Raw genomic sequence first — 26,289 nt, forward strand, 5'->3', positions numbered from 1 at the left:
ACGTCAGGCGTGGACCATCCACTGCCGCAGTAGCGACTGCAGTGCGGCGGCGTGCGCATCCACGTCCTGCACACCGGCGAACGTCCAGGTTGCCCGATCGGCACCCAGCCACGTCAGCAGCCCGTCCGGATCGGCAATCGCGCCGTCCGGAACCGCCTTCTTGCCCGCGCCCAGATGCAGCACCAGCAACAGGCGGTCCGCGCGCCGCAACTGCATCGTCGCGAAGTGGCGACCCTCCACATGGAAGCTCGGCGCGTTCCACTTGATGCCCTCGCCGATACGCGGATCGGCGGCCAGGATCACCGCACGCAGGCGACGCAATGCGACGTCCTGCGGATGCGCGAGTGTGGTGAGGAAGTCCTCGACCTCGTTCGACTTGGCGGGTGGTGTCATGGCGCAGTTCCTTTCGAATCCCGCTGCACGCGATCCGTGCTGAGTCGACAGTACAGCATGTTGCTGAGTACGCCCGGCTCGCGGGTAAAGCTTTGGGCCTGGCGGCGTGCTAGCAGCCGTGCCTTGTCCGCGTATTGCCGTCCACTGGATGGCCACCATCGCTCGTCGCGCCGCAGCCATGAGCCGCACCTGCCCCGCGCATCGTCACCCGGGCATGCACCAGTTGGGGGTATCCGGCGGCCACACGCGCAACGGCGCTCGACAGGCACCCGCTGCACAGGGTCCCGTTGGACGCTGGACGATGGATGGGCTTATGCTCGGCCGGCAGTGCCCCTGGGGAGGGTCCTCTGCATACAACGGCACTGTGCATCTCGCTTCCTTTTCACTTTAAGGGGTCCAGGCATGCTCATCCGCACCACATGCAATGCACGACGCCACACGCTGGCGCTCGCCCTGGCATCGGCGCTGCTCGCCAGCGGCACCGCGATCGCGCAGGAACAGGAGCTTTCGGCCACTCCGCAGCCACAGCGTGAGGAAAGCGCCGATTCCACTACCTTGGACAAGGTGATCGTCACGGCGCGAAAGCGCGAGGAGAGCATCCTCGAGGTGCCGATGAATATCACGGTGGTGTCCGCGCTCGAGCTTGGAGACCGCAACATCGCCAACGTGCAGGACATCTACCGCACCATCGCAGGCGGCTCAAGCCCGACAGGCCAGTTGATCCTGCGCGGCCTGGTCGGTGGCAACACCGCGGTACCAGGTACCACCAGCCAGTTTGTCGATGGAATACCTTTCGATTTCGGCAATGTCTTCGACATCGAGCAGGTGGAAGTGCTCCGCGGACCGCAAGGGACACTGTGGGGGTCCAACGCCATCGGCGGCACGGTACAGATGCGTACGCGCCGCCCGCAGTTCAACGATTTCGAGCTCTTTACCACCTTGGTCGGTGAGGAAGAGAAGAACGGATCGGGTACCCGTACGCGAGCGCAGGCCGGCATGAATGTCCCGCTGGTGGACGACACGCTCGCGTTGCGCATCGCCGCCAGCGTCAGCAACTCGCCGGGCAAGATCGTGAATGCCTACACCGGAAACGCCTACAAGGCGGAGGGTGAATTCCTGCGCACGCAACTGCGTTGGCAACCGATGGAAGACCTGAACATCAACTTCGGCCACATCTGGACCGCCACCGACACCCGCGGCACCGTCAACGCGGACCGCTCGATCGCCGGCTACTACTGGGTACCCGAGCTGACCGCCAATCCCGCTTCACCGTGGGGCTACGACGTCGATTTCACGACCGTCGACTGTCCGGAGGGCGCCGAGCGGCCCGCATGCCGCGCCACTTCGCCGCGGGTGAGGTCCGACAGAAAGTACACGATCTACGAACTGCTCGATGGCTGGAGCCGCGACACGACCAGCCTCTATTCGATCAGTGCCGACCATGACGACCTGTTCGGCATCATGTCGATGCACTACGTGGGTTCTTACCGCAAGGAATTCAGCAACTCGCTGGACAACTGGTCACGGCTCGACCTTGAGGATATGGGACTGACGTGGATCATCAATCGCGACACCTCCTATCGCACGACCCACGAGCTCCGCTTTCAGAATCTGGAGCGCGTGGGCGGATTTGACTGGACGGTGGGCCTGTTCCAGGACCGCGCCTGGTCGGGTTACAACCCGAGCACGCAATGGCAGTACCACCAGACCGATCCGCAGAGCGTCGCCGTGTTCTCGGCATGGAACGACTACTTCGGCTACGGCTTCACCGATCTTGGGATCAACAACGTCGCCGAGCTCGGACAGGCGCTGTACGGCAATCCCGCCGCGAACTACAACCTGACCACCTTCCACGACTATTCGCGCGAGCGTGCGGCATTCGGTGAGCTTAGCTACCTGTTTGAAACCGGCATCGGCAAGTTCGAGCTGACCGGCGGCATCCGTTTCTTCGACCTGGAGGACTCGACTGCGTTCCAGCGCAGCGGCATCTGGTTCGGCACCGACGTGGATGGCAGCCCCTTCTTCAATGAGGCATATGGCGGTGAAGAGTCGGGGAACCGGAAGAAGTTCAGCGTCTCTTACATGCCCAACGACAACATGAATCTGTATGCGCTGTATTCGGAGGGCTATCGCGCAGGCGGCAACAACGCTCCCCTCCCCACCAGTTGCCTGGCTGACGACTTCGTCGGCGGCTACAAGCCGCGCTATAACAGCGACCAGATCGAGAACAAGGAACTCGGATTCAAGGCTGCCATGTTCGACCGCAGGCTGAGGATCTCCTCCGCGGTCTACCGCATCGACTGGAGCGAGACCTGGGCGTCGGTCTACATGCCGAGCTGCGGATTCAGCTACACGACCAATACGCCGGGCGAGTCGGCCAAGTCACAGGGCCTGGAGTTCGAAAGCTCCCTTGCGCTCGGAAATGCCACCACGCTGACCTTCAACTACGGTTACACCGACTCCGAACTTACCGCCGACAACGAAGCCCTGCAGGCCGAAGCAGGCGACGACATGACCATGGTGCCCAAGTACAACGCCTACCTGGCTCTGGATCAGGGCTTCAACCTGTTCGGCCGGCAGGCATTCGGACGGGTGGACGTGGCAACCTACGGAGAATACAAGTCGCACTTCAACACGCGACCGCAGGACGTATCTCCGTCCTACACCACGGTCAACGTATCCGGCCGCATCCATCTGAACGAGAACGCAGTGCTCAGCCTGCACGTGGACAATCTGTTCAACGAGGAATACATCACCTATCGCTCCGCGCGGTCGCGTACTTCCACGCGACAGGCACTCTACGAGCGCTATGGCGACGAGCGCAGCTTCGCGGTGCGCCTCGACTACAGCTTCTGAGGGCAGCACACGGGGGCGGCGACGCGATATCGCCGTCCCCGGCGAAATAGTCGTCCGCGCTCCATCCCCCCGTAACGGGCACTTGCGACACGTCATTCCCCGACTGTCGATCCCACGAAAGCATCAGTGCCTTGTACCGCCAGCATCGCCTTCGTCTCTCGCGATGAAAGCGGTTGGATGCGTAGCCCGCGATGGCGGCAGACATCGACCGCCGGATACAGCGCGCGGCGACCGTTGGCGAATTCCACCCGGATGTCGTGCACGCAGGTGTCGCTGGCGACCTGCACGGTGATCCCGCCACCACCGCCGGGGACGGCCTCGCCCTGCAGCAGTTCGTTCCAGGCGGTGCCACCAGCCGGCGCCGTGGCGACCGAGACGACCCGGTCGTGGGCGCGGTTGATCAGGTCGAGGTAGCGGGTGCGCTCGCCGGCGTGGGCAGTGGAGGCGATGGCGGCGGCGAGCAGGACGATGACGGACAGGCGGTGCATGGCGTGATCTCCGGTGGGAAGGGCGCCACCGGCAACGCGGGATTGCGTGCGGGGCGACCGCATCTCGCGCCCGCCAGGACAGGGCGGCAACGGATTCGTGACGAATCGTCGTGCCGTCGTGACGAATCGTAGTCCGTGACCTCCGCGCCTTTCCGCGGCCCGTATACCGACCTACGATGCGTTCGCCGATTGGGAGTTCCGCATGAAGATCCGCCTGGGCACGCTCGAAGTCCGCCTGTCCCGCTACCTGGCCCTGTGGTCGTTCGTGGTGCTGGTGTTCGCCCTGCAGGGCTGCGTCAACGACGCCGTCAATGCGCACCTGTGGCCCCCCACGACCTATCTGCGCTGGTCCGCGGTGCAATGGCTTACCTGGGCCGCGCTGGCGCCGCTAGTCTTCCGGCTGGGCGAACAGCACCCCATTCCGTTCCCGCTGCAGGTGCGCCCGCTGCTGCGGCACGTCGGCTACAGCCTCGGCGTGACGCTGCTGGCAATGGCGATCGGCGCGCTGGTGTCGTCGCTGTTCGAGCCCAGCGGCTTCGGCAGCCAGCTCGGCCAGTTCATCAGCAAGCACTTCGCCACTGGCCTGCTCGCCTACTGGGCGCTGCTGGCCGTACAGCAGCTGCTGCATTTCCAGGCGGAGAAGGCGCGCCGCGAACTCGAGGCGACGCGGCTGGCGACCGAACTGGCGCAGTCGCGCCTGCAGGTGCTGAAGAGCCAGTTGCAGCCCCATTTCCTGTTCAACACGCTGCACGCCATCGTCACCCTGCTGGACGAAGACAAGTTGTCCGCCGAGGACATGCTTCTGCGCCTGAGCGAGCTGCTGCGTGCGTTCCTTGAGGACTACGACGGCCAGGAGATTCCGCTGCGGCGCGAACTGGAACTGCTCGAACTCTATCTCGGCATCCAGCGGCACCGCTTCAAGGACCGCCTGACCACGCGCATCCACGTTGCGCCGGATGTGATGGACGCCGCCGTGCCCAGCCTGGTCCTGCAGCCGATCGTGGAGAACGCCATCCGCTATGGCATCGGCCAGCATGTCGGCGACGACTGCGTCGAGATCGACTGCCGTCGTGAAGGCGGCGTGCTGTGCATCGACGTGCGCAACTACAACAGCACGCTCGACGAAGGCGGCCATGCCGGCGGCCATGGCATCGGCCTGTCCAACACGCGGCTGCGCATGCGCGAACTCTACGGCGACGATGCCAGCCTGCGACTGGACCTGATCGTCCCGCGCGGCGTCGCCTGCCGGTTGCGGTTGCCGTTCCACGAACTCGATGACGATGTGCTGCCGGAGCACGTGCCCGCATGAGCCTCACCGCGCTGGTGGTCGACGACGAACCGATCGCGCGCCATGCGGTGCTGCGGTTGCTGCGCGAGGACCCCGACATCGAGGACGCCGGTGAATGCGGCGACGGCGTTTCCGCCGTGGCGGCGATCCGCGACCTGTCGCCGGACCTGGTGTTCCTGGATATCCAGATGCCGGCCATCACCGGTCTGGACGTGGTGGCGACGATCGGGGCTGCGCGGATGCCGGCAACCATCTTCGTCACCGCCTACGAGCAGTTCGCGGTGCGTGCGTTCGAAGCCAACGCGGTGGACTACCTGGTGAAGCCGTTCAGCCGCGAGCGCTTTGCGGAAACGCTGCGTCGCGCGAAGCAGCGACTCGCCACCGTGCGCGGCGCCGATGCGGATACGACGACACGGATCATGCAGGCGCTCGCCTCACTGCAGCAGCGCGATGCCTACCTGGAACGCCTGCCGGTGCGCGAGGACGAACGCGTGGTGCTGGTCGACGTGGACGACATCGTCTGGATCAAGGCCAGTGGCAACACGGTGCGCCTGCACCTGGCCGATCGCGTGCATGAGCTGCGCGACACCATGTCGGCGCTCGCCGCGCGGCTGGATCCGCGCCGCTTCGCCCGCGTGCATCGCTCGGCGATCATCAACATCCGCCGGGTCAAGGACATCCATCCGTGGTTCAACGGCTACCACGTGGTGACGATGGACACCGGCCAGCAGCTGCGCATGAGCCGCTACCAGCACGAGGCCTTCCTGAAACTGGCGACGCTGCGGCGCGACGACTAGCCGGTGCCGATTCGCAGCCTGTCGTCGATCACGCGATGCGCCTGCGCCTTGCATGCCGCCAGCGCGTCGTAGCAGGTGAAGTAGGCGCGCTGGTCGTCGACCCAGAGGTTATCGCTCCAGTCACTGCCGGCGGACTCACGCACGCGCACGGCCAACGACCACGGCGCGCGTTCGTCGACGCGCTCCAGCACCACTTCCACCAGATGCCCCTGGCAGGTCGACAGGTCCACCTTCTTCTGCATGTTCCGGCTCCAGCACGGTGGGGGTGTGCCTTGCCTGGCATGCGTTGCGGTCCGCCCTGATCCATCGGGACCAACGCGGAAAGCCGGCAACGCGGGCCAGCTACTCCGATTCGACACCGGCGAGCGCCAGCACCCAGCCGGGCACGGTCGGTTCGCCGGCATAGAACTCGCGGGGCTTCTTTTCCGCCATCGCCCAGCGGTGCAGCCAGCTGGGACCGTAGCGGCCGTTGTAGCCGTCCTCGCCGCGGGCGTAGGCGGGATCGCGCAGCGCCTCGTCCAGCGTCACCACGCGATAACCGCGGCGCTGCACGCCGGCCACCAGGTCGGCATAGGCCACGGCATTGAGCTCGTTCGCATGCAGCAGCCAGACCTGCGGCAGCGCGTAGCCCAGCAGTGCCTGTGATTGCGCCTCGTAGTAATCGACTTTATTGAGCATGTACGGGATGTAGCCACGGCGCAGCCGCTCCAGCGTGGCTGCGCGCGCGGGCGTGTCGGGCTGATCGTCCAGCACGTTGGCATAGGCGAACGCCCAGACCCATTCGCCGTTGTCGACCGTGACCGGTGCGATGCGGTAGCCATGCTCGCCGAGGAAGGTCGACAGCGTGGCGCGATCCTCCGGCGTGCGGCCGGCGCGGAGATACGGATGGCGGAACCAGCGCGGCGCCTGCCCGCGCTCCGCCAGCAACGGCCGCAGCACGCGTTCACCGTCCAGGATGTCCTGCTGGAACGCCGGCAGGCCGACCGCGTGCACATCGAGATGGCCACGCGTGTGGTTGCCCAGCTCGTAGCCCGCGTCCAGCCAGTCACGCAGCATCGCCACCCGCGCCGGCTGCACCTGGCCGTCGATCTCCAGCTTGCCCTCGTTGACGAAGCCCACCACCGGCACGCCCGCCTGCTTCAGCTGCGCCATCAACTGCGCATGGCGCGGCGCCAGCTCCGCCGCGGGCGTCTTGTCCATCCGCTGCCAGGGCAGGTCGTCGATGGTGATGGCGATGCGGCGGTCGGGTTCGGCCGCCATCGAGACCAGCGAAACCGCCCACAGCGCGGTCGCCACCCATGTCCGCATCAGGCGCCGCATCTCAGGGCGCCGCCTGGCGCGCGATCGCCAGTCCGTCTATCACCTTGGCGATCTCCGCTCGCGTTTCCGCATCGCCCCGTGCGTAGCCCGCACCGATCATGTAGAAGAAATCGCCGTTGGGGACGATCCAGAGTTCGGAGGCCGTGGCGAACGTGTCGCCATCCGTGGCACCCAGGGTGTAGTGCAGCACGACGTGCGCGGCAGGCAACCCGGCGACGGTCGTGGCACGGGGCTCCTGGATTACCTGGACGCCGCTCAATTGCTGCTTCAGCGTCGGCAGGATCATGCCCACCAGGGCTACAGGCTCGCGCGTCGGCAACGCGCCGAACGGCTTCACCGACACCTTCAGGCTGGCATTGAGGCCCGCATAGGGCTCCGGATGCCGGGTGATGATCACCAGCGGCCCGGTGGACTGCGCGATCACCTGCTGCTTGAACGCATCCGATTCGAACTCCACGCGTTTCAGGTTCTCGCGATGCTGCTGCAGCGACATGAAGTGCCATGTCGCCGGCTTGGTCAGGACGAACTGCAGGGTGGGATTCTCGTAGCGATCCGCATCGGCGGACGCGATGGGCGGCAGGACCAGCAGCCACAGGGCGAAGGCGATGCGGGCGACGGACATGCGGGCCATGGGTGTTTCCAGAACGATGAGCCGCGAGCTTAGCCAGCCTGGATGACACCCCGCAACGACCGGACCCCTGCCAGACCTTCAGGCCGCGTGATGAAGCGCTGTCCTGCCCATGCGGCATGATGCGTAAGAAACACGGAAAGCCCCAAGGATCATCTGATGCGTGCATGGCTGTTGCTGCCCCTGTTGCTGCTGTCTTCCTTCGCCGTGCGTGCGGCCGATGCCTGCCCGCAGTTGTCGCAACAGACGCCCACGGACGTCGCCACCCGCATCGCCGCGGTTGCCTGCCGCGAGCACCTGATGTGGTATCGCCCCTTCATCGACCGCAACGGCCGGCTGGCGAACGCACCGGTGATGGAAGCCGAGTCGTCGCTGCTGTCGATCGGCGACGACCGCGCCTGGCAGCGCGTCGCGCGCTACTGGCGCGACAGCGGGCTGCTTGCCGCGATCGGCCACCGCCGCGGTGCGACCGACTGCCTGTACGCCTCGGCGACCGGACCGCAGGCCGAAGCCTGCCGCGGCTTCGTGGTAGACACGCCGTGGTCGGCCGCCTTCATCTCGTGGGTGATGCGCGAAGCGAGGGTGCCGGGCTTCCGCGGTTCCAGCCGCCACTTCACCTACGTGCAGGCGGCGTACCAGAACCCGTCGACGAACGCGTTCGACGTTATCGACGTGGCGCACGCCAAGCCGGTGGTCGGCGACCTGATCTGCTACGTGCGCCAGTCCGGCCGGCTGTTCGGCCACGAAGGCCTGGTGCCGTTGCTGCGCAGTGGCAGCTCGCTCGACATGCATTGCGACATCGTGGTGGCGGTGAACCCGAACAACGACAGCACGGCCTACGCCATCGGCGGCAACGTGCAGCAGAGCGTCACCATGCGGATGCTACCGCTGAACCGCAACGGCGAGTTCTGGGGCGGCCTGCCGCTGCGCATCGGCGACGGCACGCTGTGCGCGCCCGACAACGAGGCCGCGTGCAACATGAACCGCCAGGACTGGGCGGCGATCCTGCGGCTGAAGTCGCCGGAACAACTGGCGAGGCTGCAGGGCTACCTGCCGCCGGCGCAGGAAGCGCCGGGCAGTGAGTCGACGGAGAAGGCGGAGTGCTGCGTTCACTGTGTCGTCGGGGGCGGTGTGCCAAGGTGCCCCGCCGACGCCGCCCCGACCACCCCAACGGACACGCCCTGATGAAGCCGTCACGCCTTCGCATACTCCCGCTCGCCGCCCTGTGCGCCACGGCGCTGCTGGGCGCCTGTACCACGACGCCGCCCGCCAGCACCGGCGCTACGTTGGCCGCCGGCCAGCAGGCGACCGTCGACGGCACGATCGTCAGCGTGGACACCACGCCGTGGACCTATGACGGCAGCGCCATCATCAAGATCGCCAGCGAGAACGGTCAGGTCGACGTGCACCTGCCGGCCCGCTGGAACCTGTGCAAGGCGCCGCCGCCGGATGACGTGCAGTCGCTGAAGGCCGGCGACCGCGTGCAGGCGACCGGCACGGTGACCGAGGACGGCGCCCTGGTCGTCTGCGAAAGCGCGGATCACGGGCTGCGCAAGACGCCCTGATCCTCCGCCGTGGCGCGGCGCGTTCCGGGCACCAGCATCGGCACGCGCCGGCGATAGTCTTCGTACTCCGGCAGCGCGGCGACCAGGTCGCGTTCTTCCCAGCGGATGGCGATCAGGATGTAGGCCGTCGTCATCACCGCGAACAGCAGGTGGGTGACGGTCATCGTCGGCGTCGCCCAGAACGTCAGCAGCCACGCGACGTACAGCGGATGGCGCACCCAGCGATAGACGGTCGGCGTGCGGAACGGCAGGTGTGTATAAGCGCGACCGCGGAACTGCAACCAGACCTGGCGCAGGCCGAACAGCTCGAAGTGGTTCAGCAGGAACGTGGTGTACAGCAGCAGCACCCAACCGAAGGCGTAAACCGCATACAGCACGGCGCGCGCGGTGGCGTCCTGCACGTCCCACACCGTGCCGCCCAGCGGGCTCCACAGCCAGAACAGCAGGATCAGCGCCACGCTGGACAGCAGCGTGTAGGTGCTGCGCTCGGCGGACTCAGGGATCACCCGCGTCCACACGCGCTTGAAGGCGGGACGCGCCATCACGCTGTGCTGCACGGCGAACAGCGCCAGCAGCCCCAGGTCGATCAGCAGGGCCGTGAACAGCGGTGCGGTCGGTGGCGAGTCCATCGCCTTCGGCACCCACAGGTTGCCGATGAAGCCGACGGCGTACAGGAACGTGGCGAAGAACACGGCGTAGCAGGCCACGCCGTAGAGCAGGATCAGGGTGCGTTTCAACATGGCCGGGGGACCGTCGCGCGTGCAGGAAGAGGAGGCGCCAGCGTCTTCCTTCTGCCTCGCCCGGGGCAGGGGAACAATGTCCCGACGTGCGGCCGAGGTCACGTCCGCCGGGGGAGCAATGTCCCGGCTACACTGCGGCCGGTCCCTTTCCGGGTGTCCGCATGCAGCAGGCGATCCGCTACCTGACCACCGGCGACGACGCACGCCTGGCCTGGGCGTCAATGGGCAGCGGGCCAGTGGTGGTCAAGGCGGCCAACTGGCTGAGCCATCTCGAGTACGACCTGCAGAGCCCGATCTGGCGCCATTGGTACGCGTTCTTCGCCCAGCACTATCGGCTGCTCCGCTACGACGAGCGCGGCTGCGGCATGAGCGGCGGCCCGGCACGCGACCTGACGCTGAAGCACTGGCTCGGCGATCTGGAAGCCGTCATCGACGCGGCCGACCTGCGCGAGCCGTTCGCCCTGATGGGCATCTCGCAGGGCGCAGCGGCCTGCATCGCGTACGCAGTGAAGTATCCCAAGCGGGTGTCGAAGCTGCTGCTGTACGGCGCCTACGCGCGCGGTCCGTACGAACGCGGCAACGACGAGGCCGCGCGGTTGTACCGGGCCATCATCGACATCGCGCGGGTCGGTTGGGCCGACCAGAATCCGGTCTTCCGGCAGGTGTTCACCTCGCGCTTCATTCCCGAGGCGACCGACGCGCAGGTGCACTGGTTCAACGAACTGGTGCGCACCACGACCACCGCCGAGGCCGCCGCCGCGCTGCTGGAAGCGCGCGCGCATCTCAACGTCACCGCCCTGCTCGACCAGGTCAACGTACCGACGCTGGTGCTGCATGCGAGGCAGGACAGCGTGGTGCCACTGGAAGAAGGGCGTCTGCTGGCCGCGGGCATTCCCGGCGCGCGCTTCGTCGAACTGGAGTCGCGCAACCACGTGCTGCTGCAGCACGAGCCGGCCTGGCAACGGTTCGGCGAGGAAGTGCTGGCGTTCCTGGGCGGCACGCCCCGCGGCGAGGATCATCTGTCCGCGCTGACGGCGCGCGAACGCGAGATCGTCGCGGGACTGGTGGCTGGTCAGACCAACGCGCAGATCGCGGCGGCGCTGTTCATCAGCGACAAGACCGTCCGCAACACGCTCACCCGCATCTACGAGAAGCTGGGAGTGCAGTCGCGGACGCAGGCGATGGCGTTGTTGCGGGGTGGCGCGCCGACGGGCTGACCGTCGCTACTTCAGTTCGATGATGAGCGTTCGCGACGCGACGCTACCGCGATTCACGGTGTCGTGGGTCACCGGGTTGCCCCATTCAATGTGGCCAGCCGGCAGTGAGCGCTTCTCTTCGGTGCCATCGGGATTCTTCTGCAGGGCCTCGCCCGGCGCGAGGAAGTAGATGATGTGGTCGCCATGCGTGTGCATGCCGGTGCTTCCGCCCGGTGCGACGGTCAGTTCGATCACGCGGACCTTGTCGTTCTCCAGGATGACGCGGGCGCCCTGACCCGCTGTCTGGGCAAGATCCTTCGCGGAAGAGGTCACGCAGGCGGCGACAGCGAGGACGCCGACAGCCAGAAAGACGTTGCGATGCATGGGTCTGCTCCGACGTGCGCGCTGCGACCGGTCATCGCGCCGCCACAGGGAAGACGCATGTGCGGGAGCGTCCGGCCACCCCGCCCTCGCACACGATGCACGGCCCACTTGCGACCGCTCACCGGCGACAACGCCACGGCATGCGAGTGCCGGACACCGTTCGACGGATAGGCGCTTGATCGTGCGCGGCTAGTCCGCCCTCACCCAACGTCCACTGCCCTGCGACACCACTTCGAAGCGAGCCCATTGCCTGAACTCGTCCGCGCTGCAGCTACCTGCCTGACCGACCTGTTCGCCTGCAATGACCTGGTAATGCAGGCGACCGGCAGCGACATCTGTGGGCAACTCTTCCTGCGTCAGCACGCGCCTCACGCTCCATAGTTTGCCCAGCTTGCCGTTGCTGTACGCGCGGCCGGCGATGATGTCCTGCGGATGGGTGATGTTCTTCTCGGCGTGCTGCTTGGCGAGTTCCAGCAACTCGGTGAGGTTTTCGGTGGTGATGTCGACGTAGGAGTTGAGTTGCTCCATCGCGGCGGAGAAATCTTCCTGCGTCAGTTCGAACTGGCGCGCGGCCGGGCGCGTGGCGGGGATGGGCTGGCGGCGCTTGTGTAGGTGCGCGGGATAGCGGCGCCAAGGGAACAGCGCGTTGAAGGCGATGGCCATCGCCAGGATCGCCAGGACGTTGATCAGGATCGGCATCAGCACGTAGTGGTAGCCGAGTGCATGAACCTCCGGGCCACCGATCACCGCGGCCAGCGCGGTGGCGCCGCCGGGCGGATGGATGCAGCGCAGGTAGTACATCCCCAGCACTGCCAGTCCGACCGCAAGGGCGGCGGTCCACGTGTGACCAGGGAAGAGCTTCTGGCAGCTGACGCCGATGACCGCAGACAGCAGGTGGCCGCCCACCACGGCCCACGGCTGCGAGAGCGCGCCCTGCGGCACCGCGAACAGCAGCACGGCGGAGGCGCCCATGGAAGTAACCATCAGCGCGCCACCAACGGCACCGGCGGCGTGTTCCGGAAAGGTCCAGCGGGCCAGCCAGTACACCGCCACGATGCCCAGCAGCGCGCCGAGGCCGGAGATCCACTTCTCGCCATGGCGGGTGGTGTTGCGCTCGATGCCCAGCAGCAGGCGCAATTCGGTGAGGCGTGACGGCGGGCTCATGGGCGAACGAACAATGAGGGGGCGACGCAGTCTATGCGAAGGACGCGCCCGGCCCGCGCCGTAGGGCGGGCCTGGGCCCGCCGCTTCGGAACATCAAGCGCGTGCGCTGAGCAGGCCGATCCGGCGGAACCACATCTCCAGCGGCACGGTCACCAGCGGCGGCACGGCGGCGATCAGGGCAAGCAGCGTGGCCCACCACGGCCAGCGCAGGCGCAGGGCCGACAGCACGGTGGCGACGACGTAGAACAGGAAGGCACCGCCATGCAGCGGCCCGAAGATCTTCACGCCCAGCTCGTTGGCCACCGGCCCGTACTTGAGGAACATGCCGATCAGCAGACCGGCCCAGGTGAAGCCTTCGATGAAGGCAGCGACAGCGAACAGGCGCCCGGCGGGCGCGAGGGGACGGGTCATGCAGGAACTCCAGTAAGGGATTGCCGGATGCGATGGCGGCTGCGACGCTCGCTGGCACTAGAAATCTTAACTAGAAAATCAAAGAATCGACCAGTGAGTCCTTGATTCGTGGAGGTCCATCTGCAACTTCAACTGGAGTTCGTATGCCTACGCGTGATCGAAGCCGTACTTTCGACCTCTAAGATCAAATGCCTCTTTGCCACCTTCCATGATCCTTGTAATGTTCTCGCGGATAGCCAAAGTCTCAATAGCACCATCACAATCGATTGCAACTCGTCCTCCAGTCGGGCCTGTAGATCCACCCGAGCTCAACGACACGACTTTGTCCGCATCGCCGTTGACCACGATGTTCGGATTATGCGTTGCGAAGATTAGCTGGCGCCTGTTCTTTGATCTGCGGATAAGCTCGACGATCTTCATTACCACCCTATTGTCGAGGTCATCTTCTGGCTGATCTATGATCAATGGGCCTGCCTCTTGCTTTAGTAGTAGCTCCAGCAGAGCCGACGCCTGCTGTCCAGGGGATGCGTTGCTGAAAGGAATCTCTCGACCATCGTCTATGTACTTAAGCATGATGGAATCGCGAGGAACCGCAGACAACACCGCCGACACCTTCTCATCGGTCAATGACGAGTAAATTTTCGTCGCTTGCTGCTGAGTGATCGGCGAGGAGCCGAACAATGCCTTTTCAATTTCCCTTTTTACGTCGTCGCTCGGCTCTTCATTGGATCCGACCATGATTCTCGCTTCGTAGATCTTAAGAATCTGGCTAGAGAAATCGAACCAAGCACCATCCACCTCCGCTTTGGACAAATTTGAGACGAGAGCCTCCACTTTGTCGGCGGCATCATGAACTCTGCTTCCTTCCAACAGAGCAGAAACAGCATTGATACATTCCGCGGGACAAGGGTCTCTCTTCAACCTAGCTGCTAGGACCTGACCTGACTGCCCCGCGACTTTCTCGGCTGCCTCCTTAAGAATCAGCCTCCTATCATCAAGCAACTGTTTAAGAGCGTCTCTCTCCACCGCCAACGCATTCAAGGCGCCGGACGAATCGCTCTCCCTGCTCTGCGCGCTTGCTTCTAGTCGTTGTGCGATGGCAAGCTCCGCCACCAATCGCTCATTGTCAGCAATGAGTGACTTGTGTGCCGCCTGCTGCTTCACGGCTTCGTCGTAACGCCCCTTAAACTCAGAAGTACGCGCCGCAAAGCGCGAAAGCGCCCTATCTCTCAACTGGTCAAGCTTGCTTAGCTCCGTCGCCGCAGTCTCTAGCGCCTCAAGAATCTTCGACCTTGACTTTAAAGACTCCTCTTTGAGCAGAAGTATCTCTTCGAAAGCAATCTGATCCGGCACCGGCGGCAAGTTCAGAATGGACTTCCTGGCATCATGTAATCGAACCCGATCATCTGAAATTACTTGCTCTATCTCACTTAGATAGGCAGCAGTACGCGCGTATCTTGGCGACTCTTCAATAATCGCAAGTGTCGACTTGGATATGCCGCCTTCGTCTAGCAGCTTCGCTACAGCCGCCAGCCTATCCTGTACATCTTGCACACGTAGCTTTGCCTGCCGACTTTCCAGGACAGCCTGCCAATGCGCGGCTGCTTGCTGAACAGCAACGCCCACTGATCGCTTCCCGTTTCTGATTGCTTGGTCTACTTCTCTCCGGCGCTCGATAGCTTCTGCTGCGGCAATTCCGGTGATCTGATCAATGCTCTTTTCAGCAGTAGTCGTTGATAAAGACTTTTGATAGAACGCTCGAGCTCGAAATCGCCTACGCGCCTCCTCCAGCGATACAGAGCTTTTGTCGCCATCCACATCGGTAATCAAGATGGTGTCCTTCGTCGCCAGATCTCTTCGCCAGGTCTCATAAATCCCCTCGCGATAAAGTCGAGCCTCGACGAAGCCATTCTCTCCAAGAGTCTCTTCTACGAGATGAAGCTCTCGCACGACCTGCTGGTCCGAAGCGCTAAAGTCCCCAGATCGACGCGCAAGGACAAACCTAAGATGCTCGAGAATCGCACTTTTTCCAGAGCCGCGACCACCTATAACAGCGGTAAAACCTTCATTGAAGGTAACTTCGACCGGACTCTCCCCAAGGAGGGTGGATTTTATAGTTAAGCCAATCAACCGTTCGGATGGTAAGTCAGGCTCTTCATATGCAATGCGAGCCTCGTCTGCCAAAAGCGCCTGTCGCAGCGCCTCCAACGATGGCTCACCCAGCTTGATCCAGCAGGCGTTCGCCCCAAGTCGCTCCCAGTCTTCGCGACGATTGTCGCCAGTCGAAACAATCGCGCGCCTTCTCGTTCCCCACTCTTTGATCTTCCCGCGAATCTTATCGACGGTTTGCGGCGCCAATTCTCCAAACGGCCGCTCAACGTAGATGCCGTCAGCGTCCAACGTTACGAAGCGCGGATGATGTCCCGGCGCATTCAAACTCTTGTGCGCGTCCTGATCGCTGAAATGCGGCAAGAGAAGGCAGCTCTCCCTCAAGGAAACATCTACCGCAACCGTCTCAAATAGCTTCTCAACCGTTAACCCACACGGAGCAACCACGCAACCTTTTGCCAAGTCCTGATGATCTGGAGAAGTGGCCGGCAGGCTGTGAAGCTTGCTGAGGAGTTTCTTGACTACCTCGACATCAGCCAAAGGATCAAATAGGGCGAGCACCTGAGCATTGTCATTGCATGTGATTTCTACACCAGGGAAAACAACGATGCCGGAGCCATCTCTGCTTGCCGCCTCCCTTACATAGCGAAACAGAGCAATGTCATGATGATCCGTAATAGCTACTGCTCTCAAACGCTTTTCTTTGCATGCAACAATGAATCCGTCGGCCCATGCCGCTCTCGCGGCCTCCGTCTCGGGCGTGCCGCCTGTCAGTTGATCACTACCAACCCAACCGTGATCCCGCGGCGTATGACACTGCAGATCTGTGCGATGCCATACGGCACCGGCGTGAGTTCCAAGCTTGCTCGTCATGAATTTCTCCTTGGCAGGCCGACAAGAACTTTCGCTAATCCACTTATTTTTGGCGCCACCTAAAATAGCGTTCTCGACGCGTTCCTATCGACTAACGCACACCTTTAGTAGGCCAACACTGCAGGCTCAACCGCCTCAGCGATCATCGTGTAACCACTCGTCGGCATCAATGGATTACCCTTCCAGCCGCAGGAAGACACGAGTTCGGCCCACTTCTTCCTCAAGCCCAGCGCGAAACGCCGCATCACGCGGCCCACGCCCCGCCACATACCCGAACGTCGACCTCAACTCCCCATCGACCACGCTGAGATTCCCCCACCCAATAACCCGGTCACCCCACAGCACCGGTAGCGCGTAATACCCCAGCCTCCGCTTAGGTGCAGGCGTGTACGCCTCGAAGCGATACGTCCACCCCCAGAACATCTCGAACCGACGCCGGTCCCACACCACCGGATCGAACGGCGTCAGCAGGCGCACCTGGTCGTCCGGCTTCCAGCGTCGGGAGCGCGGATCCTCGTCCGCCGGCCAGTACCAGTCCACGCCATCGACCCGCGCCGTGCCCAATCGCTGGCGCGCCCGCTTCAGCGCCGCCGCACGCAGGTCGGTCCACTGCGGCACACCGCTGCGCAGGTAACCCAACAGCTGACCCAGGCTCGCCGCCGGCAACGGTGCGTACTTGCGCACGATGATGTCGAGCAACGCATCCAGCCGCGCTTCCGCATCGGACATCGCGACCGGTGCTGCATCACCGAGGCGCGGCGCATAGACCCGCGTGCCACCCTCGCGTCGCGCCACCCGCAGCAGCCCGCGGTAATGCATGCCGTCCAGCAGCTGCGTGCTGGCGTTGGACGAGCCGCCGAACCAGTTGGTCGTCTTGCCATGCCCGAAGTGCGCATCCACCTCGCGCGGATGCGCGCTGCCGCGCTCGCTGACGAAGGCCAGCACCGCCTGCGCCTGCTTCCAGCGCGCGGGCGTCCACGCCTCGCGTGCGGTTCGCGGATGCATCAGCTGGTGATGCTCGCGGGGCAGGAAGCCGTAGTTGACGAAGAAGTCTTCTTCCAGCGGCAGGCGGGGATATCGCCGCTCCAGGTCGCCGGCGCGATAGCCGGCGACGCGGTGGCGCAGGGTCAGGTCCTGCGCACGTGCCGGCGCCCGGATCGGGTCCGCCTGCACGAAACCCAGCCGCTGGATCGCCCGCGGCAGGGTGGTCGGTTTGAACAGACTGCGGGCGACGGCATAGCGGCGCAGGTGATCCCCTGTGAGCGCCATGCCGTACGGCCCGCGACCGCGGTCAGACGGTGACCGGGTTCGCCTTATCCACGTCGATCTTGTACTGCTTGATCGCGCGGGCGACGTCCTTGCCGGTCATCTTGCCTTCCTTCGCCAGCGCGGCGATGGCAGCGTGGGCGATGTAGTAGCGATCGACTTCGAAGTGACGACGCAGGTTGGCACGCGTGTCGCTGCGGCCGAAGCCGTCCGTGCCCAGGCAGGTGTACGCCGCCGGCACGAACGCGCGGATCTGGTCGGTGTAGGCGCGCACGTAGTCGGTCGCGGCGATCACCGGACCCTGGCGGCCTTCCAGCAGTTCCGTCACGTAAGCCTTGCGCGGCGTCTTCGCTTCCGGGTTCAGGCGGTTCCAGCGCTCGGCGTCGAAACCGTCGCGACGCAGCTCGTTGAAGCTCGGGCACGACCAGATGTCGGCGGTGACGCCGAAATCCTTGTCCAGCAGCTCGGCCGCCGCGATCGCCTCGCGCAGGATGGTGCCGCTGCCCAGCAACTGCACGCGCAGCTCGCCCTTCTTCGGCTTGCCGGCGTCGGTCAGCAGGTACATGCCCTTGATGATGCCCTCGGCCGCACCTTCCGGCATTTCCGGATGGCTGTAGTTCTCGTTCATCAGGGTGACGTAGTAGTACTCGTCCACCTGCTCCTGCAGCATCTTCTGCATGCCGTGCTGCAGGACCACCGCGACTTCGAAACCGAAGGTCGGGTCGTAGCTGCGCACGTTGGGGATGCTGCCGGCGATGACGTGGCTGAAACCGTCCTCGTGCTGCAGGCCTTCACCGTTGAGCGTCGTGCGGCCCGCGGTGCCGCCCAGCAGGAAGCCGCGCGTGCGCATGTCCGCCGCCTGCCAGGCGATGTCGCCGATGCGCTGGAAGCCGAACATCGAGTAGTAGATGTAGAACGGCAGCATCGGCACGTTGCTGACCGAATAGCTGGTGCCCGCCGCCATCCACGACGACATCGCGCCCGGCTCGCTGATGCCCTGCTGCAGCACCTGGCCGGACTGGTCTTCGCGGTAGTACATCAACTGGTCGGCATCGACCGGCTTGTACTTCTGGCCGAACGGCGCGTAGATGCCGATCTGGCGGAACATGCCTTCCATGCCGAACGTGCGCGCCTCGTCGGCGACGATCGGCACCAGGCGCGGACCGACCTGCTTGTCGCGCAGCGCGATGTTCAGGCCCTGCACGAACGCCATCGTGGTGGAGATCTCGCGATCGCCGGTGCTCTTCAGCAGGCGGTCGAACACTTCCAGCTTCGGCGTCTCGAACGACTCGCTGGCCTTGCGGCGACGCTGCGGCAGGTAGCCGCCGAGCGCGGCGCGGCGCGACTTCAGGTACTGGATCTCCGGCGAATCCTCGCCCGGGTGGTAGAACGGCACCTGCGCCGACTCTTCCAACTGCTTGTCGCTGACCGGGATGTTGAAGCGGTCGCGGAACGTGCGGATGGCTTCGTCGTCCAGCTTCTTGGTCTGGTGGGTCGGGTTGAGCGATTCGCCCGCCGAGCCCATGCCGTAGCCCTTCACCGTCTTGGCCAGGATCACCGTGGGCATGCCCTTGGTGTTCACCGCCTCGTGGTAGGCCGCGTAGACCTTGTGCGGATCGTGGCCGCCGCGGTTGAGGCGCCAGATGTCGTCGTCGGACAGGTTGGCGACCATGGCCGCCGTCTCCGGGTACTTGCCGAAGAAGTTGTCGCGCGTGTACTTGCCGCCGAACGCCTTGCAGTTCTGGTACTCGCCGTCGACGGTTTCCATCATCAGCTTCTTCAGCACGCCGCTGGTATCGCGCGCGATGAGCGGATCCCAGTAGCTGCCCCACAGCAGCTTGATGACGTTCCAGCCACCGCCGCGGAACACGCCTTCCAGTTCCTGGATGATTTTGCCGTTGCCGCGCACCGGGCCGTCGAGGCGCTGCAGGTTGCAGTTGACCACGAAGATCAGGTTGTCGAGGCCTTCGCGGCCGGCCAGCGCGATCGCGCCGAGGGTTTCCGGCTCGTCGCTCTCGCCGTCGCCGATGAAGCACCACACCTTGCGGTCGGACTTCTCGATCAGGCCGCGGTGCTCCAGGTACTTCATGAACTGCGCCTGGTAGATCGCCGCCAGCGGGCCCAGGCCCATCGACACGGTCGGGGTCTGCCAGTAGTCCGGCATCAGCCACGGATGCGGGTAGGACGAGATGCCCTGGCCGTCGACTTCCATGCGGAAGTTGTCGAGCTGCTGCTCGCTGATGCGGCCTTCCAGGTACGAGCGGGCGTAGATGCCCGGCGCGCTGTGGCCCTGGATGAACAGCAGGTCGCCCGGATGGCTGTCGCTCGGCGCGCGCCAGAAGTGGTTGAAGCCGACGTCGTAGAGCGTTGCGCCGGAGGCGAAGCTGGCGATGTGGCCGCCAAGGTCGCCGGGCTTGCGGTTGGCGCGCACGACGGTGGCCATCGCATTCCAGCGGATGATCGAACGGATGCGCCATTCCAGCGCGGCGTCACCGGGGCTCTTGGCCTCGTTCTGCGGCGCAATCGTGTTGACGTATTCGGTGGTGGGCGAGAACGGCAGGTAGGCACCGGCGCGGCGGGTGACTTCGACCATGCCTTCGAGCAACTGGTGAGCACGCAGGGCGCCGTTCTTCTCGATCACCGCCTGCATGGAATCGATCCACTCGCGGGATTCCTGCGGATCCGGATCGCTCTGCAACATCTCGTTCAACCAGTTCATTCCCACTCCTGTTTCGCCACGCGTGGGGCGCGGCGTTGCGGTTTCTTGTAGACCTTGAAGTGTAACGCACGCACCCCGCGCGGGACCTGGCTACGCAGGCGTATGGAAAGGACATTGCGTGCCTGTCCCGGGACAACCACAACACCAAAATCAGACCTTTTGGTTATTGCGATGCAGCACGCGAACTGGGCTTATGATCGGCGTCCGGGGGGAACGCGGCGATCAGGGTCGGCATGCGCAAGGCAGTGCCCAGCAGTGTCGTGCCAGAAGGGCATGCCGCCGGTGCCTCGCACTGGCGCAGCAGCCTGCGCACGCGCATCGCCCTGTGGGCCGGCCTGGTCAACGTGGTGCTGCTGGTGCTGCTGGTGCTGGCGACGACCTGGTTCGCGCGCCGGCTGATCCTCGACGACGCCCGACGCGACACACACGCCACCACGCAGGAAGCGGCGAAGCGGCTCGATGGCGCGCTGCATGTGGTGACCATCACCACGCACGGCATCTCCGACCTGGTCGGCAGCGCCCAGCTCTCGCCCGACGAACTGACCACCACGCTGCGCGCGATGGTGAAGGCCACGCCGGGCTGCGTCGGTGGCCTGCTGATCCTTGAACCGCGCGAGCGCAGCGATGCCCCGTTCGCGCGCTACGTGGCGGCCGATGGCGGCGACCGCGACTTCGTCGCCGATGCGTACCCGTTCCGTGACCAGGGCTGGTACCAGCGCACCGTGGCCTCGCCGGGTGGCTGGTGGTCCGAGCCCTATCTCAGCCAGACCGCCGGCCGCGTGTGGATGGTCACCTACAACATGCCGCTGCGCGAGCCGGGGCGCGGCGCACGTACGCGCGGCATGGTCAGCCTGGACCTGCCGCTGGCCGGGCTGACCGATCCGGTCGATTCGCTGGCGCACCTGCCGGGCTGGCGCGTGTCGCTGGTGGCGCCCGGCGGCACGCTGGCGATGAATCCCGAAGTGGGCGTCGAGCGGCAGGAGACGCTGGACGAGTACATCACCCGTGTCGGCCGCAGCGACCTGCACCAGGCCGCGCAGGCGGTGCGCGTGCGCCAGCCGCTGCAATACGTGCACGTCGACGCCATCAGCGGCGAGCGCCGCTACACCGTGGTGGAACCGATCGGCGACAGCGGCTGGAGCCTGCTGGTCGCGCAGTCGTACGACCTGATCACCGACCGCCTGACGCAGGCGCTGTGGCTGGTGGTCGCGATCGGCACGCTGCTGGCGCTGGTCTGCATGCTGGTGGTCCGCCGGTTGGCGCAGCACATCAGTCAGCCGGTGGAAGGCCTGTCGTCGGCCGCGGCACGACTGGCGCACGGCGACTACGAGATGCCGGTGCCGCACGTGCACCGGCCGGACGAAGTCGGCCAGATGGCGCGCACGCTGGAACACGCACGCGGCTCGATCCGGCAACAGCTGCGCGAGATCGAAGACATGACCGCGGCACGGCAGAAGCTGGAGAGCGAGCTGTCGATCGCGCGCGAGATCCAGCAGGCGATGTTGCCGCCGGGTCGCGTGATCGATCGCGAGCACACGCATCTGGAGGCCTACGCGCGGCTGGAGCCGGCCAAGGCGGTCGGCGGCGACTTCTACTGCTTCATCCAGACCGATCCGGACTGCCTGTGGTTCGCGATCGGCGACGTCTCCGACAAGGGCGTGCCGGCGGCGTTGTTCATGGCGCGCACGGTGACGGTGCTCGAGGTCGCGGCCAGCACTCATCCGTCGCCCGAACGTGTGCTGGCCGAAGCCTCGCGCCGGCTGGTGCAGGGCAACGATGCCTGCATGTTCGCCACCGTGCTGTGCGGCCGCGTGGACGTGCGCAGCGGCGCCTGCGTGCTGGCCAGCGCGGGACACGATGCGCCCCTGTTGCTGCATGCCGACGGCCGCCATGAACTGCTGCCGGTGCAGCCCGGCCCGCCGCTGGGCTTCGAGGTGGGCGACGCGTTCCCGCTGTGGTCGGGTCAGTTGCCTGCCGGCGCCACGCTGCTGGCCTGGACCGACGGCATCACCGAGGCCTTCGACGGCCGCAATGTGGCCTTCGGCGCGGAGCGCATTCCGGAAGCCCTGCAGCCTGGTGCCACCGCACGCGAGCAGTGCGAGGGCCTGATTGCACGGGTTCACGCATTTACCGATCCTGCCCCGCAGTCCGACGACATCACCGTCCTTGCCATCCGCCGCCGGCTGGACAGCCCCCCGACGACCCCCGAAGCTCCGCCAACCCAGGAGAACGCACATGCAGATGCGACTGTTCATCCCGCGTGAGCACGCCCGCGTGGACGACCTCAACGCCTCGCTGGAAGCCGTGCTGGCCAACAACGGCGTCAGCCGCGCGATCCAGGGCGATGTCCGCCTGATCGTCGAGGAGCTGGCCAGCAACGCCATCGACCATGGTGATGCGTCGCATGTCGACATCGAGGAGCATGAGCTGTGCGTGGACATCGCCATCCGCGACCACCTGCTGACCCTCGAATTCCGCGAGAGCGGCGCGCCGTTCAATCCGCTGGAACAGCCGGCGCCAGACCTCGACGCCGACATCCTGGATCGGCCGACCGGCGGCCTGGGCCTGCATCTGGTGCGGCAGGTGGCCGAAGTGGCGGCCTATCAGCGAATGGGTAACTACAACGTCCTGCGCCTGTCGCTGCGCATTCCCACCGAGGAGACTCCCGCATGAGCCTGGACATCCAACTCCATCCCCCGGGCAAAGGCAGCCAGCGCGCGAACGTGAGCGGTCGGCTGGACACGCACACCTACGAAGACCTGGACGAGGCGCTCGCGCCACTGCTGACCCGCCAGCTCCACTCGCTGGTCCTGGACCTGTCCGGGCTGGAGTACATCAGCAGCGCCGGCATCCGTTCGATCTTCAAGGCCCGCAAGGCGCTGGCGCCGCATGGCGGCAAGGTGCTGCTGGTCAACCCGCAGCCGCAGATCCAGAAGGTGCTGGACATGGTCAAGGCGGTGCCGCTGAACGAGATCTTCTCGTCCACCGCCGAGGCCGATGCCTACCTGGACCTGATGCAACGGAAGATCATCGAAGCCGGCGAGGACGAGGACTGACGCACGACCGGTCGATCGCATCCTTGCCTCACATTTGATTTACGATCGAGCGTCGCGTCCCCGCTTCCCGGGCTCCCCCACCCGGCATATCCGCTTCACCGAGATGCCCGATGACACTGGAGATTGAGGTCTACCCGCCGGTCAACGGCAACCAGTACGTGCTGCTGTTCGGGCGACTGGATACCGCGAGCTATGCGCAGCTCGACGACGCGCTGGCGCCGATGCTGGCCGCGCGCCCGCAGGCACTGGTGCTGGACCTCGCGCACCTGGACTACATCAGCAGCGCCGGCGTGCGCAGCATCCTGAAGGCACGCAAGGCGCTGGCCCCGCACGAGGGACGCCTGCTGGTGGTCCATCCGCAGGAGCAGATCCGCAAGGTCATCGAGATCGTGCAGGCGGTGCCGATGGACGAGATCTTCGAGTCCAGCGCCGATGCCGATGCCTATCTGGATGCGTTGCAGCGGCGGATCCTGGATGGCGAGGATGAGAACCCGCAGGGATGAAGGACGTGGGTTTTGAGATGTGGAATGTGGGAGCGACGTAAGTCGCGATGGACTACCGGTAAGGCCTCATCGCGACTTACGTCGCTCCCACACACGAATTCCTGCACATCGACCTAGAAAAACGCCCCGCATGCGGGGCGTTTTCCATTCCAACGAATCGCGGATCGATCAACCCGGCCCGTTGCGCTCGGCCTCGCGCTGCAGGCGGATCTGCGCATCGACCGCGGCGATGGCGGTCATGTTGATCACCCGGCGTGGGGTCGCGCTGGTGGTCAGGATGTGCACCGGCTTGGAGATGCCCATCAGGATCGGGCCGATCGCCACGCCATCGGTGACCACGCGCACCATGTTGTAGGCGATGTTGGCCGCATCCAGATTCGGCAGCACGAACAGGTTGGCGCGTCCGGTCAGCGTGCTGCCCGGCATGATGCGGTTGCGCAGCACTTCGTCCCATGCGGTGTCGCCCTGCATCTCGCCGTCGACGTTGAGGTCCGGCTTGCGCTTCAACAACAGCTCGCGGACCTTGCGCATCTTCAGCGAGCCCGGCGTCTCGTGGCTGCCGAAGTTCGAGTGCGACAGCAGCGCGATGCGAGGCTCGATGCCGAACAGCTTCAGGCGGTAGGCCGCCTGCAGCGTGGCTTCGGCGATCTGCTCGGCGGTCGGATCGTCCTGCACGTGCGTGTCCAGGAAGAAGTACGCGCCCTGGTTGTTGATCACGCCGGTCATCGCCGAGGTCGACTGCACGCCCGGGTCCAGCGGGATCATGCTGCGCACGTAGCCCAGCTTCTTGTGGAAGCGGCCGACCAGGCCGGTGATCAGCGCATCGGCTTCGCCGCGCGCGACCATGACCGAGGCGATCAGCGTCGGCCGCGAGCGCATCAGGTTCTTCGCCGCCGCCGGCGTCACGCCGCGACGCGAGGTCAGCGCGTGGTAGTGCTGCCAATACTCGTTGAAGCGCGGATCGTCGTCCTGGTTGGTGATTTCGAAGTCGACGCCGGCGCGCATGCGCAGACTCAGGCGCTGGATGCGCGACTCGATCACATCCGGGCGGCCGATCAGGATCGGGAACGCCAGGCCTTCGTCGATCACCGTCTGCACGGCGCGCAGCACGGTCTCTTCCTCGCCTTCGGCGTACACCACGCGCTTCTTGTCGGCGCGCGCGCGGTCGTAGACCGGCTTCATCATCAGGCTGGTGCGGTAGACGAACTGGCCCAGCTTCTCGCGATACGCCCACATGTCGGCGATCGGGCGCAGCGCCACGCCGGAATCCATCGCCGCCTGCGCGACCGCGGCCGCCACTTCGACGAGCAGGCGCGGATCGAACGGACGCGGGATCAGGTACTCGGGACCGAAGCACGGTACGTCGTCGCCATACGCGCTGCCCAGGTCGGACGCTTCGCGCCGCGCCAGCTTGGCGATGGCGTGCACGCAGGCGACCTTCATGTCCTCGTTGATGACCGTGGCGCCGACATCGAGCGCGCCGCGGAAGATGTACGGGAAGCAGAGCGCGTTGTTGACCTGGTTCGGATAGTCGCTGCGACCGGTACCGATGATGACGTCCGGGCGCACGGCCTTCGCGTCGGCCGGCAGGATTTCGGGATTCGGATTGGCCAGCGCCAGGATCACCGGCTTGTCCGCCATCGTGGCGACCATCTCCGGCTTCAGGATGCCGCCGGCCGACAGGCCGAGGAAGATGTCGGCACCGGCGACGATCTCGGCCAGCGAACGCTTGTCGGTGTCGCGTGCGTACCGTGCCTTGTCCGGGTCCAGGTTCGGGCGACCGGTATAGATCACCCCATCACGGTCGAACGCCAGAATGTTCTCCGGCTTCAGGCCCAGCGCGACGAGCATGTCGAGGCAGGCGATGCCGGCCGCGCCGGCGCCGCTGGTGGCCAGCTTCACGTCTTCGATCTTCTTGCCGATCACTTCCAGCGCGTTGACCACCGCCGCGCCGACGATGATCGCCGTGCCGTGCTGATCGTCGTGGAACACCGGGATCTTCATCCGCTCGCGCAGCTTGCGCTCGACGATGAAGCACTCCGGCGCCTTGATGTCTTCCAGGTTGATGCCGCCGAAGGTCGGCTCCAGCGAGGCGATGATGTCGACCAGCTTGTCGGGATCGGTCTCGTTGATCTCGATGTCGAACACGTCGATGCCGGCGAACTTCTGGAACAGCACGCCCTTGCCTTCCATCACCGGCTTGCCGGCCAGCGCGCCGATATTGCCCAGGCCCAGCACGGCCGTGCCGTTAGTGACCACCGCGACGAGATTGCCACGTGCGGTCAGCTCGCTGGCGGTGTTGGGATCTTCGACGATGGCTTCGCAGGCATAGGCCACGCCCGGCGAATACGCCAGCGCGAGATCACGCTGGGTCAGCATCGGCTTGGTGGGGGCGACCTTGATCTTGCCCGGCGGAGACAGGCGGTGGTATTCCAGCGCGGCCTGCTTGAAATCGTCGTTCGTCATTGCGGAAACGGTGCCTGTGATGAAGGCGGGGGAGCGGCAATTCTACCCGGTCCCCGCCATGGCCGGA

At 65.2% G+C, this 26,289-nt stretch carries 23 protein-coding genes; 10 read left to right on the top strand and 13 right to left on the bottom strand.

Annotated elements, in window-relative coordinates:
- Positions 1-3 precede the first annotated feature (3 nt).
- Positions 4-393, bottom strand: coding sequence for a DUF1801 domain-containing protein (locus IB225_RS14910; protein ID WP_192312045.1), 390 nt, complete (start codon positions 391-393; stop codon positions 4-6).
- 402 nt (positions 394-795) lie between these two features.
- On the opposite strand from IB225_RS14910, the gene IB225_RS14915 reads away from it, so the two are divergent.
- Positions 796-3,249 (top strand): TonB-dependent receptor, encoded by a 2,454-nt coding sequence (locus IB225_RS14915; RefSeq protein ID WP_192312046.1) that lies wholly within the window; start codon positions 796-798, stop codon positions 3,247-3,249.
- A 92-nt stretch (positions 3,250-3,341) separates the two neighbouring features.
- On the opposite strand, the gene IB225_RS14920 is transcribed toward IB225_RS14915, so the two are convergent.
- Positions 3,342-3,737: a hypothetical protein gene (locus IB225_RS14920; RefSeq protein ID WP_192312047.1), complete on the bottom strand. Its 396-nt coding sequence runs from the start codon at positions 3,735-3,737 to the stop codon at positions 3,342-3,344.
- Between the two features lie 202 nt (positions 3,738-3,939).
- Between IB225_RS14920 and IB225_RS14925 the strand changes: the two genes are divergently transcribed.
- On the top strand, positions 3,940-5,046 hold the full coding sequence (locus IB225_RS14925) for a histidine kinase (protein ID WP_192312048.1): 1,107 nt from the start codon (positions 3,940-3,942) through the stop codon (positions 5,044-5,046).
- The gene (locus IB225_RS14930) at positions 5,043-5,822 is read left to right on the top strand and encodes a LytTR family transcriptional regulator DNA-binding domain-containing protein (protein ID WP_192312049.1); all 780 of its coding nucleotides are present in this window, start codon (positions 5,043-5,045) and stop codon (positions 5,820-5,822) included. Before IB225_RS14925 ends, IB225_RS14930 begins: the two co-directional genes overlap by 4 nt.
- Here the strand turns inward: IB225_RS14930 and IB225_RS14935 are convergent.
- The 3 genes from IB225_RS14935 to IB225_RS14945 form a co-directional block, all read right to left on the bottom strand.
- Positions 5,819-6,064, bottom strand: coding sequence for a hypothetical protein (locus IB225_RS14935; RefSeq protein ID WP_192312050.1), 246 nt, complete (start codon positions 6,062-6,064; stop codon positions 5,819-5,821). The two genes, IB225_RS14930 and IB225_RS14935, sit on opposite strands and share 4 nt — an antisense overlap.
- A 100-nt stretch (positions 6,065-6,164) precedes the next feature.
- The gene (locus IB225_RS14940) at positions 6,165-7,142 is read right to left on the bottom strand and encodes a polysaccharide deacetylase family protein (RefSeq protein WP_192312051.1); all 978 of its coding nucleotides are present in this window, start codon (positions 7,140-7,142) and stop codon (positions 6,165-6,167) included.
- A 1-nt stretch (position 7,143) separates the two neighbouring features.
- Positions 7,144-7,773: a hypothetical protein gene (locus IB225_RS14945; RefSeq protein WP_192312052.1), complete on the bottom strand. Its 630-nt coding sequence runs from the start codon at positions 7,771-7,773 to the stop codon at positions 7,144-7,146.
- Positions 7,774-7,929: 156 nt separating this feature from the next.
- Between IB225_RS14945 and IB225_RS14950 the strand changes: the two genes are divergently transcribed.
- Together IB225_RS14950 and IB225_RS14955 are read left to right on the top strand one after the other, a co-directional pair.
- Positions 7,930-8,955, top strand: a complete 1,026-nt coding sequence (locus IB225_RS14950) for a DUF2272 domain-containing protein (RefSeq protein ID WP_192312053.1) — start codon at positions 7,930-7,932, stop codon at positions 8,953-8,955.
- Positions 8,955-9,335 carry a hypothetical protein gene (locus IB225_RS14955; protein ID WP_192312054.1) on the top strand — a complete coding sequence of 127 codons (381 nt, stop codon included), beginning with the start codon at positions 8,955-8,957 and terminating at the stop codon, positions 9,333-9,335. The genes IB225_RS14950 and IB225_RS14955 overlap by 1 nt, the downstream gene beginning before the upstream one ends.
- Here IB225_RS14955 and mddA read toward each other — a convergent pair.
- On the bottom strand, positions 9,311-10,075 hold the full coding sequence (mddA, locus tag IB225_RS14960; RefSeq protein WP_192312055.1) for a methanethiol S-methyltransferase: 765 nt from the start codon (positions 10,073-10,075) through the stop codon (positions 9,311-9,313). The genes IB225_RS14955 and mddA overlap by 25 nt on opposite strands.
- 161 nt (positions 10,076-10,236) lie before the next feature.
- Between mddA and IB225_RS20590 the strand changes: the two genes are divergently transcribed.
- On the top strand, positions 10,237-11,292 hold the full coding sequence (locus tag IB225_RS20590; RefSeq protein ID WP_305076524.1) for an alpha/beta fold hydrolase: 1,056 nt from the start codon (positions 10,237-10,239) through the stop codon (positions 11,290-11,292).
- 6 nt (positions 11,293-11,298) lie between these two features.
- On the opposite strand, the gene IB225_RS14970 is transcribed toward IB225_RS20590, so the two are convergent.
- The 6 genes from IB225_RS14970 to aceE all read right to left on the bottom strand — a co-directional run bounded on the left by IB225_RS14970 (position 11,299) and on the right by aceE (position 20,197).
- Complete coding sequence (locus tag IB225_RS14970; protein ID WP_192312056.1) at positions 11,299-11,655, bottom strand: cupin domain-containing protein; 357 nt, start codon at positions 11,653-11,655, stop codon at positions 11,299-11,301.
- 189 nt (positions 11,656-11,844) lie between these two features.
- Positions 11,845-12,819, bottom strand: a complete 975-nt coding sequence (locus tag IB225_RS14975) for an HPP family protein (protein ID WP_192312057.1) — start codon at positions 12,817-12,819, stop codon at positions 11,845-11,847.
- Between the two features lie 93 nt (positions 12,820-12,912).
- On the bottom strand, positions 12,913-13,230 hold the full coding sequence (locus IB225_RS14980; protein ID WP_192312058.1) for a DUF3817 domain-containing protein: 318 nt from the start codon (positions 13,228-13,230) through the stop codon (positions 12,913-12,915).
- A 147-nt stretch (positions 13,231-13,377) separates the two neighbouring features.
- Positions 13,378-16,212 (bottom strand): TrlF family AAA-like ATPase, encoded by a 2,835-nt coding sequence (locus IB225_RS14985; RefSeq protein ID WP_192312059.1) that lies wholly within the window; start codon positions 16,210-16,212, stop codon positions 13,378-13,380.
- A gap of 174 nt (positions 16,213-16,386) precedes the next feature.
- Positions 16,387-17,481 (bottom strand): crosslink repair DNA glycosylase YcaQ family protein, encoded by a 1,095-nt coding sequence (locus IB225_RS14990; RefSeq protein ID WP_192312060.1) that lies wholly within the window; start codon positions 17,479-17,481, stop codon positions 16,387-16,389.
- 22 nt (positions 17,482-17,503) lie between these two features.
- Positions 17,504-20,197: a pyruvate dehydrogenase (acetyl-transferring), homodimeric type gene (aceE, locus tag IB225_RS14995; protein WP_192312061.1), complete on the bottom strand. Its 2,694-nt coding sequence runs from the start codon at positions 20,195-20,197 to the stop codon at positions 17,504-17,506.
- A gap of 233 nt (positions 20,198-20,430) precedes the next feature.
- Here aceE and IB225_RS15000 point away from each other — a divergent pair, with 233 nt between their 5' ends.
- The 4 genes from IB225_RS15000 (at position 20,431) to IB225_RS15015 (ending at position 23,756) form a co-directional block, all read left to right on the top strand.
- Complete coding sequence (locus IB225_RS15000) at positions 20,431-22,461, top strand: SpoIIE family protein phosphatase (protein ID WP_192312062.1); 2,031 nt, start codon at positions 20,431-20,433, stop codon at positions 22,459-22,461.
- On the top strand, positions 22,433-22,870 hold the full coding sequence (locus tag IB225_RS15005) for an ATP-binding protein (RefSeq protein WP_192312063.1): 438 nt from the start codon (positions 22,433-22,435) through the stop codon (positions 22,868-22,870). Before IB225_RS15000 ends, IB225_RS15005 begins: the two co-directional genes overlap by 29 nt.
- Positions 22,867-23,253, top strand: a complete 387-nt coding sequence (locus tag IB225_RS15010) for an STAS domain-containing protein (protein WP_192312064.1) — start codon at positions 22,867-22,869, stop codon at positions 23,251-23,253. The genes IB225_RS15005 and IB225_RS15010 overlap by 4 nt, the downstream gene beginning before the upstream one ends.
- Before the next feature lie 110 nt (positions 23,254-23,363).
- Positions 23,364-23,756: an STAS domain-containing protein gene (locus tag IB225_RS15015; protein WP_192312065.1), complete on the top strand. Its 393-nt coding sequence runs from the start codon at positions 23,364-23,366 to the stop codon at positions 23,754-23,756.
- 168 nt (positions 23,757-23,924) lie between these two features.
- Here IB225_RS15015 and IB225_RS15020 read toward each other — a convergent pair whose 3' ends face one another.
- The gene (locus IB225_RS15020; RefSeq protein WP_192312066.1) at positions 23,925-26,222 is read right to left on the bottom strand and encodes an NADP-dependent malic enzyme; all 2,298 of its coding nucleotides are present in this window, start codon (positions 26,220-26,222) and stop codon (positions 23,925-23,927) included.
- Positions 26,223-26,289 lie beyond the last annotated feature (67 nt).

The organism is Pseudoxanthomonas sp. PXM02 (genome assembly GCF_014851805.1).
In the GTDB taxonomy this organism is placed as follows: Bacteria; Pseudomonadota; Gammaproteobacteria; order Xanthomonadales; family Xanthomonadaceae; genus Pseudoxanthomonas_A.

Excerpts from the sequence above, each read along its gene's own strand:
- IB225_RS14910 (WP_192312045.1), bottom strand. The coding sequence starts at position 393 with ATGACACCACCCGCCAAGTCGAACGAGGTCGAGGACTTCCTCACCACA.
- IB225_RS14915 (WP_192312046.1), top strand. The coding sequence starts at position 796 with ATGCTCATCCGCACCACATGCAATGCACGACGCCACACGCTGGCGCTC.
- IB225_RS14920 (WP_192312047.1), bottom strand. The coding sequence starts at position 3,737 with ATGCACCGCCTGTCCGTCATCGTCCTGCTCGCCGCCGCCATCGCCTCC.
- IB225_RS14925 (WP_192312048.1), top strand. The coding sequence starts at position 3,940 with ATGAAGATCCGCCTGGGCACGCTCGAAGTCCGCCTGTCCCGCTACCTG.
- IB225_RS14930 (WP_192312049.1), top strand. The coding sequence starts at position 5,043 with ATGAGCCTCACCGCGCTGGTGGTCGACGACGAACCGATCGCGCGCCAT.
- IB225_RS14935 (WP_192312050.1), bottom strand. The coding sequence starts at position 6,064 with ATGCAGAAGAAGGTGGACCTGTCGACCTGCCAGGGGCATCTGGTGGAA.
- IB225_RS14940 (WP_192312051.1), bottom strand. The coding sequence starts at position 7,142 with ATGCGGCGCCTGATGCGGACATGGGTGGCGACCGCGCTGTGGGCGGTT.
- IB225_RS14945 (WP_192312052.1), bottom strand. The coding sequence starts at position 7,773 with ATGGCCCGCATGTCCGTCGCCCGCATCGCCTTCGCCCTGTGGCTGCTG.
- IB225_RS14950 (WP_192312053.1), top strand. The coding sequence starts at position 7,930 with ATGCGTGCATGGCTGTTGCTGCCCCTGTTGCTGCTGTCTTCCTTCGCC.
- IB225_RS14955 (WP_192312054.1), top strand. The coding sequence starts at position 8,955 with ATGAAGCCGTCACGCCTTCGCATACTCCCGCTCGCCGCCCTGTGCGCC.
- mddA (WP_192312055.1), bottom strand. The coding sequence starts at position 10,075 with ATGTTGAAACGCACCCTGATCCTGCTCTACGGCGTGGCCTGCTACGCC.
- IB225_RS20590 (WP_305076524.1), top strand. The coding sequence starts at position 10,237 with ATGCAGCAGGCGATCCGCTACCTGACCACCGGCGACGACGCACGCCTG.
- IB225_RS14970 (WP_192312056.1), bottom strand. The coding sequence starts at position 11,655 with ATGCATCGCAACGTCTTTCTGGCTGTCGGCGTCCTCGCTGTCGCCGCC.
- IB225_RS14975 (WP_192312057.1), bottom strand. The coding sequence starts at position 12,819 with ATGAGCCCGCCGTCACGCCTCACCGAATTGCGCCTGCTGCTGGGCATC.
- IB225_RS14980 (WP_192312058.1), bottom strand. The coding sequence starts at position 13,230 with ATGACCCGTCCCCTCGCGCCCGCCGGGCGCCTGTTCGCTGTCGCTGCC.
- IB225_RS14985 (WP_192312059.1), bottom strand. The coding sequence starts at position 16,212 with ATGACGAGCAAGCTTGGAACTCACGCCGGTGCCGTATGGCATCGCACA.
- IB225_RS14990 (WP_192312060.1), bottom strand. The coding sequence starts at position 17,481 with ATGGCGCTCACAGGGGATCACCTGCGCCGCTATGCCGTCGCCCGCAGT.
- aceE (WP_192312061.1), bottom strand. The coding sequence starts at position 20,197 with ATGAACTGGTTGAACGAGATGTTGCAGAGCGATCCGGATCCGCAGGAA.
- IB225_RS15000 (WP_192312062.1), top strand. The coding sequence starts at position 20,431 with ATGCGCAAGGCAGTGCCCAGCAGTGTCGTGCCAGAAGGGCATGCCGCC.
- IB225_RS15005 (WP_192312063.1), top strand. The coding sequence starts at position 22,433 with ATGCAGATGCGACTGTTCATCCCGCGTGAGCACGCCCGCGTGGACGAC.
- IB225_RS15010 (WP_192312064.1), top strand. The coding sequence starts at position 22,867 with ATGAGCCTGGACATCCAACTCCATCCCCCGGGCAAAGGCAGCCAGCGC.
- IB225_RS15015 (WP_192312065.1), top strand. The coding sequence starts at position 23,364 with ATGACACTGGAGATTGAGGTCTACCCGCCGGTCAACGGCAACCAGTAC.
- IB225_RS15020 (WP_192312066.1), bottom strand. The coding sequence starts at position 26,222 with ATGACGAACGACGATTTCAAGCAGGCCGCGCTGGAATACCACCGCCTG.